The sequence below is a fragment of the Radiobacillus sp. PE A8.2 genome, assembly GCF_045635475.1.
Taxonomy (GTDB): Bacteria; Bacillota; Bacilli; order Bacillales; family Amphibacillaceae; genus JBJGXI01.
This window is the reverse complement of record NZ_JBJGXI010000058.1, coordinates 1-12,487: the sequence shown is the minus strand read 5'-3', so window position 1 is coordinate 12,487 and position 12,487 is coordinate 1. Positions and strand designations below refer to the sequence as shown.

General features: G+C 34.7%; 18 protein-coding genes. 3 read left to right on the top strand and 15 right to left on the bottom strand.

Annotated features, from left to right (window positions below; all coding sequences use genetic code 11):
• Positions 1-24 precede the first annotated feature (24 nt).
• The 5 genes from ACI6MV_RS21855 to ACI6MV_RS21835 form a co-directional block, all read right to left on the bottom strand.
• Entirely contained in the window at positions 25-732 is a 708-nt protein-coding gene (locus tag ACI6MV_RS21855) for a DUF2711 family protein (RefSeq protein WP_407272454.1), read from the bottom strand.
• A 98-nt stretch (positions 733-830) separates the two neighbouring features.
• Positions 831-986, bottom strand: a complete 156-nt coding sequence (locus tag ACI6MV_RS21850) for a hypothetical protein (protein WP_407272453.1) — start codon at positions 984-986, stop codon at positions 831-833.
• Between the two features lie 51 nt (positions 987-1,037).
• Complete coding sequence (locus ACI6MV_RS21845; protein ID WP_407272452.1) at positions 1,038-1,559, bottom strand: hypothetical protein; 522 nt, start codon at positions 1,557-1,559, stop codon at positions 1,038-1,040.
• 273 nt (positions 1,560-1,832) lie between these two features.
• A complete protein-coding gene (locus ACI6MV_RS21840) occupies positions 1,833-2,588 on the bottom strand; it encodes a class I SAM-dependent methyltransferase (protein WP_407272451.1) in 756 nt (251 codons plus the stop codon).
• Positions 2,589-2,740: 152 nt separating this feature from the next.
• Positions 2,741-3,196: a YoqH family protein gene (locus ACI6MV_RS21835; RefSeq protein WP_407272450.1), complete on the bottom strand. Its 456-nt coding sequence runs from the start codon at positions 3,194-3,196 to the stop codon at positions 2,741-2,743.
• 251 nt (positions 3,197-3,447) lie between these two features.
• Between ACI6MV_RS21835 and ACI6MV_RS21830 the strand changes: the two genes are divergently transcribed.
• Positions 3,448-3,642, top strand: coding sequence for a hypothetical protein (locus ACI6MV_RS21830; RefSeq protein WP_407272449.1), 195 nt, complete (start codon positions 3,448-3,450; stop codon positions 3,640-3,642).
• A 92-nt stretch (positions 3,643-3,734) separates the two neighbouring features.
• Here ACI6MV_RS21830 and ACI6MV_RS21825 read toward each other — a convergent pair whose 3' ends face one another.
• The 6 genes from ACI6MV_RS21825 to ACI6MV_RS21800 all read right to left on the bottom strand — a co-directional run bounded on the left by ACI6MV_RS21825 (position 3,735) and on the right by ACI6MV_RS21800 (position 8,239).
• On the bottom strand, positions 3,735-4,049 hold the full coding sequence (locus tag ACI6MV_RS21825) for a YciI family protein (RefSeq protein ID WP_407272448.1): 315 nt from the start codon (positions 4,047-4,049) through the stop codon (positions 3,735-3,737).
• A gap of 199 nt (positions 4,050-4,248) precedes the next feature.
• Positions 4,249-4,818 (bottom strand): dienelactone hydrolase family protein, encoded by a 570-nt coding sequence (locus ACI6MV_RS21820; protein ID WP_407272447.1) that lies wholly within the window; start codon positions 4,816-4,818, stop codon positions 4,249-4,251.
• Between the two features lie 49 nt (positions 4,819-4,867).
• Positions 4,868-5,464: a kinase gene (locus ACI6MV_RS21815; RefSeq protein WP_407272446.1), complete on the bottom strand. Its 597-nt coding sequence runs from the start codon at positions 5,462-5,464 to the stop codon at positions 4,868-4,870.
• A gap of 803 nt (positions 5,465-6,267) precedes the next feature.
• Positions 6,268-6,762, bottom strand: coding sequence for an LURP-one-related/scramblase family protein (locus tag ACI6MV_RS21810; protein WP_407272445.1), 495 nt, complete (start codon positions 6,760-6,762; stop codon positions 6,268-6,270).
• Between the two features lie 231 nt (positions 6,763-6,993).
• Positions 6,994-7,254 carry a hypothetical protein gene (locus ACI6MV_RS21805; protein WP_407272444.1) on the bottom strand — a complete coding sequence of 87 codons (261 nt, stop codon included), beginning with the start codon at positions 7,252-7,254 and terminating at the stop codon, positions 6,994-6,996.
• A gap of 124 nt (positions 7,255-7,378) precedes the next feature.
• Positions 7,379-8,239 (bottom strand): DUF2785 domain-containing protein, encoded by an 861-nt coding sequence (locus ACI6MV_RS21800; RefSeq protein WP_407272443.1) that lies wholly within the window; start codon positions 8,237-8,239, stop codon positions 7,379-7,381.
• Positions 8,240-9,009: 770 nt separating this feature from the next.
• On the opposite strand from ACI6MV_RS21800, the gene ACI6MV_RS21795 reads away from it, so the two are divergent.
• Together ACI6MV_RS21795 and ACI6MV_RS21790 are read left to right on the top strand one after the other, a co-directional pair.
• Complete coding sequence (locus tag ACI6MV_RS21795) at positions 9,010-9,159, top strand: hypothetical protein (RefSeq protein WP_407272442.1); 150 nt, start codon at positions 9,010-9,012, stop codon at positions 9,157-9,159.
• 196 nt (positions 9,160-9,355) lie between these two features.
• The gene (locus ACI6MV_RS21790; RefSeq protein WP_407272441.1) at positions 9,356-9,571 is read left to right on the top strand and encodes a hypothetical protein; all 216 of its coding nucleotides are present in this window, start codon (positions 9,356-9,358) and stop codon (positions 9,569-9,571) included.
• Between the two features lie 292 nt (positions 9,572-9,863).
• Here ACI6MV_RS21790 and ACI6MV_RS21785 read toward each other — a convergent pair whose 3' ends face one another.
• The 4 genes from ACI6MV_RS21785 to ACI6MV_RS21770 all read right to left on the bottom strand — a co-directional run bounded on the left by ACI6MV_RS21785 (position 9,864) and on the right by ACI6MV_RS21770 (position 11,790).
• Complete coding sequence (locus ACI6MV_RS21785) at positions 9,864-10,304, bottom strand: SgcJ/EcaC family oxidoreductase (protein WP_407272440.1); 441 nt, start codon at positions 10,302-10,304, stop codon at positions 9,864-9,866.
• A gap of 165 nt (positions 10,305-10,469) precedes the next feature.
• Positions 10,470-10,922, bottom strand: coding sequence for a hypothetical protein (locus ACI6MV_RS21780; RefSeq protein ID WP_407272439.1), 453 nt, complete (start codon positions 10,920-10,922; stop codon positions 10,470-10,472).
• Positions 10,919-11,125 (bottom strand): helix-turn-helix transcriptional regulator, encoded by a 207-nt coding sequence (locus tag ACI6MV_RS21775; protein WP_407272438.1) that lies wholly within the window; start codon positions 11,123-11,125, stop codon positions 10,919-10,921. Before ACI6MV_RS21775 ends, ACI6MV_RS21780 begins: the two co-directional genes overlap by 4 nt.
• A gap of 284 nt (positions 11,126-11,409) precedes the next feature.
• Positions 11,410-11,790, bottom strand: coding sequence for a DUF4181 domain-containing protein (locus tag ACI6MV_RS21770; RefSeq protein ID WP_407272437.1), 381 nt, complete (start codon positions 11,788-11,790; stop codon positions 11,410-11,412).
• Between the last annotated feature and the right edge of the window lie 697 nt (positions 11,791-12,487).

The window sequence follows — 12,487 nt, the reverse complement described above, 5'->3', positions numbered from 1 at the left end:
CTTCTTACACTCGGGCACTAATGGTTACTTTAATAAGAAATAGTTGTAGTTCTCCCACACTAAAGGTGTTTTTTCATCAAAGATAATTCCCTCAAGATGATTTCTAGTCAATAACTCCCTACAATCCTTTTTTGCAGAGAAAACCGCAGCAACTTCATCAAAATTACAAGTAAAAATAAAATCTTTATTTTCATCACAAATCGTTATCGGTTCAGAACATAGCTTAATAATCATTTCTGCATTTATATCTGATATTTTGTATGTACCTTGCTCACCACTAATAGTTGCAAATTTAATCCTCTTTGCTCCATTTGAAGCTAAAACAGACAACATATCGCGCATTAACAGCACAGAAAATTGATCTTCTAATGGAAAGTAAATATTCTCTACTAAATGATTCTCTAGCTTGTTGGAAAGGTCGGGTCTTCGATATACTTTTCTGCAATATTCTGCTCCTGTTAAGGCAGCAGTTACAGCGATGGACATTTCCGCGATATTTCTTAGACCACTACTTTTCCGAAGTTCCTCCCAAGTTAAAGGTTTTCCAAACTTAAGAATATCTTCTTTCACAGGATAGTATTTATGAGGAATTTCACTATTGCTCGAGTGCCAAAGCTTTGGCATCATAATAAAAGGATAGAAGATCTTTGAAGCAAACATATATCCATTAGGTAACAGTTCCAGCAACGGTTCATTTTCAGGATCATTTCCAATCGGATAAAAATATTCCATGGCTGTTCCACCTCATTTAACAATTATTAAACATTTCTTCACGTTAAGGGAAACAAACGATAATCTTGTTGAACAATCGCACCGTTTTGAAAATATCATTATTTTTCATCTCTTATTTCTTCTAAGATTTGTATTACACGATTGTTTTGTTTTTCAATTGATTTTAGCCTTCTCTCAATAATACTAGATGAAAAGAAAACAATTAGTAAGATTGCTATTCCGACAATATCCAAGTTTGACCCCCACTTGTTCAAGATACGTTCTCCGTTACTTTAATAATTAATTACTCTCAGTAGCTGGTTAATTTAAGATCCACTCTGAAGTTTTTCAAATGTTTTAAACTCATCCCAAACTTTGTTTGTAGTTTCGGAATCAGGGTTAGATAATTCTTGATACCACAACAATTTATCTTCTTCAAGTTTATTTTCCATATCCTTCAAGATTTCAACTATGAAGTGTTGATATTTAACAATTTCCTCCCGAATTTCTGATATATTTTCTTTATCATCGGTTTCACGCATTGTATTTTCTAATTCTGAGTAAAGGTCAGAGAGTGTACGAAGCTGGTCACCTATCATTCCTATTTTTCCATTAATATCTGAAAAATCATCTGCTAACGTTTCTAACTCTCCCTTATATCTTTCTAAAAGAACATCACTATTGTCCTTATTTAACTCCTCTATCCAAAAGTCAATCGGAGTATTTAATTCAAAGAGAGTCTGTCTAACTGTTACCAAATAATCTGAACCAATTGACATTTTAAATCCTTTATTTTGGTGATAAAGATAATAATTTAAGCCCATTGACACAACCATCACTAAAACCAATATATATATGGTTGTTTTTCTTGATAAAATGAATAACCCTCCTCAATTCTTCTTTAACTTTCCTGTCCGTTTCAGATCATCATTTCACGAACTCACTAATCTTCATACTATAATAATATCAGAAAATAATGAATTATCGTTCTTGTTTTTCTTAAAAATCGATTTACGAACAGTGCCAGGAACTGTTCGTATTGTTAGCTGGTTTTGTTAAAGATCGTAATTAGTAAGTGATAATCTAAAATTCAAATAGGTACTTCGATTAAAGACAGCTGTTTAAACATTGCCTATATAGCTTCGAGTTACGTTTTGGAGAACAATTTTTCCATTCTTACTATATTTCTCGAATAATTCTGACAGGAGAAAAACAAAACTTTCATACTCTTCGTCATTTTTTTTCGGTGCATAGGAAGCTGATAAATTCCTTCCCAAAAAACCTTCAAAATTAAAAAGTAAATCATTTTGATAATTTTTAAACTCATACTTTCCATCCTTAAAAAAGCTGTAAAATACTTCTGGAGTTTCTTCTATTCCACCGCTAAATCCTTTGAAATTTGAACAGGTCTTTTGGCAAATTTCTGCATTCTCTTTAATTATCGGATTAGTTAAATCTCTGCTATTCCAAACAAGAGCAACATTTGCCTTTTGTTTTAAAATCCGTTGACATTCGATTTTGAATGCTTCTCTATCAAACCAATGAAATGCCTGGGCAACAGTTACTAAATCCACACTATTCTCTTTTAAATTGGTATTTTCAGCAGTTGCTTTTATTGATTTAAAACGAGAAAATAGTTTTAACGATTCCTCAGCCATCTTTCTCATTTCATCATTTGGCTCAACTCCAATAACATTTAAACCTCTTTCAAGCAGCTGGCTGCTGAATATCCCCGTACCTGAACCAATATCAGCCGCAATCCGATCCCCTTTCAGATGGTTAGCTGAAAACAAATAATCGATATATTCATTAGGGTAACTGAGGCGATATTTCGCATACATATCGGCCTTGTCGGTAAAACTTTCTGTTGTTTTCACAGCACTACCTTCTTTCCCACGAAATTATGTACAGAAATAGGAATCAAATAATTATTTCATATAACAAATGTTTTCTTATTCCACATTCCTGCACTTTAACGCAATAAGGTCTACGTTTATTGTTCCAGATAAGCCTCCCGTTAGTTTAATATCTACTTACAACTTTTGATATTACTTTCTAATATACTCGGTCCTAATTTTTCTGTTTTAGAATTAGACAGACGTACCTGAACTACTACATTCTCTCCCATTTTCGCTGTAATTTCATCGAACCTTCCAGCCCAAGTTGGACTTTCTTGTTCGGGAGTAGGATACAGTTTGAACCGCCAACTAATTTCCTCTGCTGTGAAAGCAAAACCCTCGTAACTATCGTAATTTCCATAGGATGATGGCTTTGGAAGATGTACTCCAAGAATACTTATATTTGTTCTTGCAAAACTTGGCGGACGTAACTGAACTTTATAAACCAAAGCTACTCCCTTTGTATTTTTCAGTTCTTGATCAATAGGGTTTAAAACCATACTACAAGGCGTATTTACCGCCTTTGAATAGGAAGGACAAATTACTAAAAAAGAGACAGTTAATATAATTAGTACAAATTGTTTCATATTACACCTCTTGCATTCTTTTTTATAATTTGTCCTTATTATCTTCTAAGTATGTTGGATTAACCTTATTACATAAACCTACCCTTTACTTCAACAAGAAAGGGCACTAACCCTGTATATCAGCACCTTTCCTTGTTGTACATTAGCACCCGTTTGTTTAAGTGATTTTCATCACAAAGTGTAAAACTTATTGAATACCTTATAACATTAATAAACAATCTGATATAATTTAATTAAAGGTGGTGTTGCTTATGTTAGAAGTACAAAACAATGAACCAAAAAGAAAATATGAATGGTTAAGTAAATGGGCTAAAATGACTGGTGAACGGGCTAGGATAGATGCAAAAGTAAACAACACATATATTGTATATGAAAAAAATGGTGAACTTGTAAAAGAATTCCCTAATGGTGATATTGTTCCTCTAAAAAAAGATGGTGAATCTTAATGCACAACCATAAACCTATATTTTTTGTGTTTGCAGGTAATAACGGAAGTGGCATACGAACAGTGCCAGGCACTCTTCGTGTTATTTGGTCACTATATACTTCTACCATCTATTCCAAGTGCTGTTCTATAGGGAAAAACTTCGGCAGTCATAATACCATGCATTATTGCTGGGTCTTCATTTTTAAATGCTTCTGCTTTTTCATCGTTTTCTTCTTTAAAAATAACAATCCCAAATCCTTTTTCATCTTCTCTGTCTGTCTTACCTGCCGTAATTACTTGTCCTTTATCGCAGTAATTTTTTAGTCTTATAAAATGTTGTCCAACTATGTCTTGGTCTTCGTTCGTCCAATTCTTCTCTTCATATAACCTAGGAATTAATTTTAATACGTATATGTATTCTCTCACAAATGAACCCCTTTTCATCAATTATAAATTTGACAAACTATTTGATTCAACTAAACACTGACAACTCCCACAGCTAAAGCAGTGGGGTTCTAGGATACTGTGGATACACTGTATCTGGTACACTTCTCAATGGTATCCTTATCTTTCCTTTCAGAAAGAGTTTCTACCTACGAACAGTGCCAGGCACTGTTCGTAAAAATTATTCAAGAAAGTCGAGAACCCGCTTGATCACAAGTTTCGTTGCGTTAGCATCGTAAGACGGTAAACTGCTGTCGGTGAAGAGATGTTCCTTGCCTTCGTAGAGAAAAAGTTCAGCGTGTTTGGCCGACGCCACAAGCTCACGGGCCGCGTTGATGTCGCCGTCTTCAACGAAAAAAGGATCTGCACTCATGGCGTGAATTTGCACAGGCACGTCTGCCGGCCACTGTGATTCGAACGCCGAGGTCGGGAGACAAGCATGAAAAAACAGTGCGCCTCTGGTTCCTTCACGAGTTTGAGCGAGTTGCTGTGCTGCCGGGACACCGAGTGAAAAACCAGCATAGACGACATCGCGTGAAAGCTCGCTGGCTGCCCGAACGCCGCGCGCCGTTACTTCTTCAAATCCGATTTCCTTCACGAATACCAAACCTTCCTCCAGCGTGGAAAACACGCGGCCTTCAAATAAATCTGGCACATGCACAGTATGCCCCGCATCTCTCAGTTGTTCGGCGATTGCTTCAATCCCCTTCGTTCTGCCTAAAACATGGTGTAATAACAAAATTTCTGCCATCGTTTTTTCCTCCAATTACGAACAGTGCCTGGCACTGTTCGTATATAGTTTAATTCTGAATAACTAAATCGGCTTGTTTGATTGGTGAAACTGCTTCCAAATAATAATTTTCTGCTTTCCAGTATCTCTTTTCAAATTTTTCAATGTTAGTTTGTGTTTCTGCACTTTCACGATTGAATCTCTCATCTCTTACACAATCAAGAAAAATCATAAAATCGAAGTGATTTCTCCACTCTTCTCTTTGTAAAAATACTCCTTCGATTATGATTAGACACGTATTAGGTATTTTGACAGTCTGTAATTTTTGTGAATCGGTACTATTGTCATAAGTTAATAATTGTAGTTCATTAGATTCTTTTAGTCTTTTAAACAAATTTTCTTTTAGCCATTCTACATCCCATTGCAAATTGTAATACTCATACCACTCTTCATTACCAGTGTTATAGCGTCTTTCTCTTTCTACAATGTAATCGTCTATATGCAAAACACAAGTGAAAATATTTGTTTCTTGAATACGCTGTTCGATGTTTCTTACTAATGTTGTTTTACCAGAACGGCTTAATCCATCTATTCCGAGAACAACCTTTTGACCTTGTTCCACTTTTGGAATTATTATTTTTAATGAACTTATTATTTTATCTTCCAAGCCATTCCCACCCAATTTTCAAATGCTTAATTACACTATTTTGCCCGTTTAATTCAATATAAAAGTTTTATAGATCTCCTAAATACACAGTAACCCATACTGCTGATGTAGACCATACAAGAAAAAGAAAAGCGGCGAGGTGTATAGATATTTCCTCTTTTATAGCTTTTATTGAAGTTACAACAAAACTATAACCACAAATAAAAAATAGAATAACAAAAAAGAAAAACAAAACAGACATCCTCTCATTATATTTAAACCAAGTTTGCTTTAAAATCTAACAAACAGTTATTGAAGTAACCTGCTGGTTTTGTTTAAAGATCACCATTGTACAAACTCACTAATCTTCATAAAATAATAATATCAGAAAATAATGGATTATCGTTCTTACTTTCATAAAAATTGAAATAATTCCTTTAAATTAGAAGATTAAATACAAGGATTACTCCATGTTATTAACCGAATTATCGGAAGGTTATCATGCAGAAGAGAGGACTGAGTGCTTTTCACCATATACATTAAACGCCGTAATCAACACCTGCTTACTAGGGTATCAACATTGTTAAATAAAAAATAAGCAGTTCAATTTACATGTAATGTGGACTGCTTATTTTTTTATATCTGATATCCATAAACCAATATAGTAACCTCTCTACTCTGAACGCAATATATTAGCATTCCACTTTTGCTGCCACGGCACGTCAAACCAGAATGGGTGGTGTGGTGCATTCTCACGAACAGTGCCAGGCACTGTTCGTAATAATAGACGAAAAACATCGGAGTGGGAGAATAATAGTCTTGCCCTACGTTGCAGCTGAGCTAGCAGCTGCTTGATCAGCCTTCACACAATCAATCGCCACAACAAGCGCAATCATGATGGATTCCATATCTTCATTCAAGATTTGAACCTTGTAGCTATCGCCCCATGTGAACCATTCCTTGCTCACTTTACCGATGATTTTACCATGCTGTAAAACCTGAAAATCCATATCCCACCAATTCCCATGTATTTCAATACCTACCGCATCAATCGTATAGCGCGCTTTGAAAAAAGAGAATTCCTTTTTAATCGTTAACACCTCTCGACCATTTACCTCAACAAAAAACTTCGGTAAAAAGCTGAACACCTTTTTGGTAATAAGCGCAACTTCATCTCTTTTAATATTCATAATGGTGAAGGTCTTTGGAATTTTCATAAAACTACCCTCCACGTAATAAACATCCCTCTCCTGCTGATCCTTTACCGTAAATTTGCCACTTAGGCTGAATACCTTCTGCTTCATATATAGTTGCTTCATATTATACCTCCTTTAATTAGTTATCATTTGAGTCAATTTCATAATTACCGTATGCTGATTGCTAAAAATCAGTATTATGAATCTTACGGTTGACCATTCGGTACCCCTTAACATATTTCTGCGTTTCTTAACGCTTTACTTGTTTAGTGCAATAGGAGCTGCCACATCGACAACTTCTTATTCAAGGTAAGTACCCAATTGTTTAATAGTCAAACTGAGTTCAAAATTGTTTTATCTAGGTGGCTCCTGAAAGAGTTTCCTCTGCTTCATATAATCAATCGCCTTTGTTCTATTCTTTTGGTTCATGATATGTTCTTCTTCGTTTAGTTCTCTATAATAGGCAACGAATTTATCTTGTGTAAGGACACCATCTGAGATTGCCTTTTGTACTGCACAATGTGGTTCTTTTGTATGTGTGCAATTAGTGAATTTACACATGCTAGCTAAATCTAGAATATCTTTAAATCCATTAGCCAAATTTTCTTTAACCATTTCTTCACCTCATCCACTTTGTTCAAATATGTTACATCTTAATGAACGAACCTGCTATCAGAATAATCTTCTCAAGAGTTAGCCTTTCAGCGTTTACAAGATGTTGTTTCGAATTTCCTAATCACTAAATTTCTGATAAACAAAGCTCAATGTTCTGTCGAAGATCTTTTAAATGTATATCTGAACCTACCTGTATATACAGGCTTTTTAAAAATGCTTTACAGTTAGCCACTAAGAACCAGTAATTTTCTTCCGTTATTTGCTCTTTTCTAATCTGAAGCTCACTAGGTATATTTGTTATTAGACGTTCAACTTCGCTTATTTCCAATCCTTTATCTAACATCACACGTATGGGTCTTAGTATTCTTTCGTCCTCTCCATGAATATAGACACTGTTAGAAGTAAACATTTTATTCCAAAGTGTTGTTAAAATTTCTAAGTAATCGTTCTGCTCGATTTTTTTACTTTGTACTAATTCGTCAATTGCGTCCGCCACATGCGCTATACTATGTGCCCATCCTTTCATTGGAACAAATCCACGTAAATCATTTTCCAAGTTAATATATTTAATTAAAGAATCTTTTGCATTACTTACAACGTTTGCTGGTAAAAAATCATCCCTATTATCCTTATATAATGTGACGGCTATGAAGAGGGATGAAAACGATCGTGTAAATACTGTATCAGTGTCTTTTTCACCAATTCCTTTAAATAGTAGAGATTCACTTAAACAATAATCTAACAGACCACTTAATAGTTGATGATCGAATAAGTTATCTATGACACATTGACAGAAAGTGCTGTAAATCAGATGGTCTCGAAGTTCACTATCCGTCGTACCAATATAACTAAGCATCGATTTGACAAGAAGAACATTCTTATCTTTATCTTTTTCCCACGTTTTTTCCCCATTTTTAATCTCTTGCAAATATTTTTTTAGTTCATTTTCTTCCATTTTGCATTGTATCGCTTGAAAATCTATCATTTGTCTTTCCTCCTAATGTATTACAAGAACAATTGTGCCAGGATAAAGTCCATTAACCACTAACGAAACCCAATTGAATTTTGACAAATAAAAAGAGACTATCGATATACGATAGCCTCTACACAAATCATGTTAATTAAGCTTATGGATTAATACTTATTCCTTAGAAGGTTTTTGGACATCGCAAATTTGATTGTTCTTGTATGGAATTTATTTGAACACACGATTAACAACCTCCTTCAATATCTATTTCCTAACACATCCAATTATAATTCACTCAAATAATTTTGGCAATTAAAAATGAATGAACATTTATAAAATTCACTCATTTAGGCATAGTGCATGAGTAGGGGGGTACATGGGGTCAGGTTTCCTGTCCCAGTCCACTAGTAGAGCTAAACCGACAGTGAGCATCACACCCACTGCACCAGCTCTAGCTTGGGAAGATAAATTAGAAACCTACTGGGACGATAAACCTAACCCCATGGTCCATGTCAGATACCTGATGCAAGACTACTAAAAGCAAAGGGAAATGCCGCTTCTATTGAATGGACTAGTGGAATACATATAGGAACAACAGTATCGGGTACTGTGAATGTCCAAAACAGCAAAAGTGTCCATCTATGTTCACTGATCTGGACCATGAGCCTCAACTAAAGAAGTCTAATTAGCAGCAAAATGCGGATATTAGCGAGAAGGACTCAAACAAAGGTAAGCACTTACAACAGGCATCTGCCTGAGTAAATAATAATATGTGAGGGGGTGAAATAATGAATACGTGTGAAAACTGTCAGCAATCGTTATCTCGAGGGGATTTAACACTCCCTTGGGAAGACGGCGATAATGCTTATGCATACGTCACTTGTCCGCACTGTAGATATGACAACATTAAATACGGTTTTGGTGAGGATGATGACTAGAAGCATCCTTCTTCTTGTAGGGAAAAATTAATCTAATTTGTACAAGACTGGAGAAATTTTAATGCATCCGAAACTAAATCCAGTTCAATTATTCGTATAGTCATGTCTTGAAAATGATTACCTACGAAGATTGGTTGAACTTAGAGACACTTAAAATGCTCTTTGCTTCAATGGATATGAAATTGGAGGAATAAATATGGGGAAAAGAACGATTGCAAAAAATTGGGATGAGGTTAATAAAGATTCAACAGGGTGTTTTGTTAGCGTCGATTATACTTGCCCCCACTGTGATTATGACAATTATGAAATGATCCTGGTTGGTGCTGATAACATTGACAAAATGGATGAAGACTTTGAAACGGACCAAGTATGTAAAATCTGTGGTGAAGATGTCATAGTTGAATGTCGATAGTTCGAAAACCCTTTAAGCGCCTCGTGACTTGGGGTGTCAGACTCTCTGTTTGTACAAAGATATAAAAATTGTCCATATCAGAGGATGTACTCCTTCAATTCGAAGCCGCCGTTCCGAATATACTGGAACCCGCTTATACTAGCAAAGGTATAAGCGGGCATATTTTCTATTATTCCTTTACTCCGATCCTATCTACGTAATACTCCCCATCCTTTTGAAAGCATTCAAATTCAACATGGCATGAGTGTCAGGTACCCAAAAAGGACAAGTGTCTTTTTAAGGTACCTGACACCTACTTGCTAAGCTCCTCTGTCATTTGTTCCACTAATTCTGGCCTTCCGTGAAACTGTGCAGGAGTATTTTGGAATAGTTGAATACGCCAATTTCCTTCTTTATTTACAACAATAAGAGTTTGGTGTGTGTTTACATTAGGGTTAATGTCGTTTGATTTAGGTGGTACCATTCCGGCAATTGCTCGTAAAATTATTACGTCAGAACTTAAAAAATATACATTTTTTACTTTGCTAACATATCGAGCTGTTTGATGGTGCTCAAAAATTGGACTAAGATGTGAGAATATTTCTTCCCTGCCGATTGATTGGCTTCCATCAAATCCAATGCTTTCTCCATCTTCAGTAAATAAATCTGCCATTCCACGAGCATTACAATTATTCCAAGAATCTAATAGTTGTTTATACACTGTTTGTACGTCTTTTAAAGAATTGCTCTCCATATTTTTCACTACTCCTTAAATAAAAACATTTTCACTCATAATTCTAGACTTGTTTATTTCCTTCTTCAACTAAGCTGCGTTTACGAAGAAAAGAATCGCCAATAGTATATAACGATCCTCTTCTTGTGTTAAAACACCCATTTGTTGAAGTACATTTTTTCACAATTAAAACTTAATAACATAAACCAAATACGAAACTAAAACACTGACCCATTGCACCGATGCAAATAGGAAGATTATTTCCACCGCATAGTTTGAATCACTCAAAACCAGAATCATCATAAATGGAATCATTAAAATAGATAAAGTACCAGCAACTAACAAACTTTTGGATAAAATACTTACCTGATATTCATCGTATTTTTTTCTTCTCTTAATCAAGATAAATATTATTATGGCAATAGTTAAGCCAATTATTAAGTATCCAATGAACCGCATGTTTCCAGTTCTAAGAAAATTAGACCATCCATTCCAAAAAGCAGAATTTAGTGTCTCACCATGTGAAAGAATACTAATAAACTCCATATGACCAGAAGTGAAAATAAAAATAAACGAATAAATAGCTGACATAAAACCAATAAAATTTATATTTATGATAGGTTGTTTTAACAAACTCATTTTCTTTCACTCTCCTTAAAATCGAATATTTCCTCAATTGACATATTGAAAAATTTTGCCAAATCATATGCCAACCAAATCGACGGCTCAAACTTATTGTTTTCTATTGCATTTATTGCTTGCCTTGAAACACGCACCTTCTCCCCCAATTGTGCTTGTGATAATCCAAATTGCTGTCTTAGTTTCTTAACTTTGTTTTTCAATTGTTGTACCTCTTCCCATGTAAGGTTAACCTTACATAAAACCTACCAGAGTATAATTTATGTGTCAAGTGAACCTTACATAACATTCTTATAAAAGTGCTTTCCAACAAAAATGATCGCCAATAGTATATGACGATCCTCTTGTTGTGCTATGGCTCTCCGTTAGCTTAATATCAATCATTGCATGCATCGCCTTCTATTTTTGGAATACCACATGGTTGATGAACAATATAGTTGGGGAAATTCCTTATTTTAACAATCAATGATTTTAAATAAGACTATTGTTACACTAACCTGCTCCGTTCGTGGAACATCATTACTTGCATAAGCGATATTTTATGGCAATATAATTCCTTCTTGTCTTCGTTAAAAGAACCAAGCAATTCGAAATGAAGCACAAGTATGATTGTTAATGATACAAGAAACATCTCCGTTATGGTTAACATTTCCTGTTTCGGGTGTTCACTATATTTCCACTCAAAGAATACCGTTACAGAATAATTCAATGCAGTAAAAAGGATTACTCCAATTGGAAATAAGTAGATCAAGTCTTCATAATAAAACAACTGAAAAAAAATAAGAATACCAAGAGTTATTGCAGAAATATTCCTTACCCATTTGTCACTTTTCCTGTGTAAATCATTTATATAATTATCAGAAAACACATTTTTCTAAGTCCTTGCCATTTATTTTCCAGTATATCGAGATCATTTCTAGATGTATGGAAGAAGTATAGTTCACGACTAGGCTTTTGCTTGTGTAATTCATTATGACGACGGAAACGTCCTTTGAGTCGTCAAATGAATCTATTACAGCTATGTCATCTACTATACGACAATTACAATCTGAGTGAGCTTCAATTGCTTCAGATACAACCCATTTATCTGGATATGCTTATCGAACTTCTTTCCATAACATTTATACTCCCCCTTTGTGAAGTAGTAATTTTCTTAACTTCATTTTGTCGAAAATTTCATTCATCTACCTAAAATTTCTGTATTAAAAAAAAGCAACCGTAAGTGAATTAACGATACTTTCTTCTGGCTTCCATAAAAAATAGGGATCATCAATTGACGATCCCGTTTTGCGTTAAAGCTACCCTATAGTTTAAGCGAAAAGATTCACAATGTTTCATCTTTATAAAATCTAGTCCCTTAATGTATAGGGCATATCAAGAAGACGCCTTCTTATTAAAGAAAAGCGTTCGCTTGTTTATTTGTTAAATATTTACATAACAATTCCGTTAATTAGTATTACTAGCCCACAAAAGGTAAATCCTAGCCCCATATTATTTCGATTTATAAACCAGCATTCTATTCGTATCGATAACGAGCTTTGCAGAACAGATGAAGTCAAACCCAG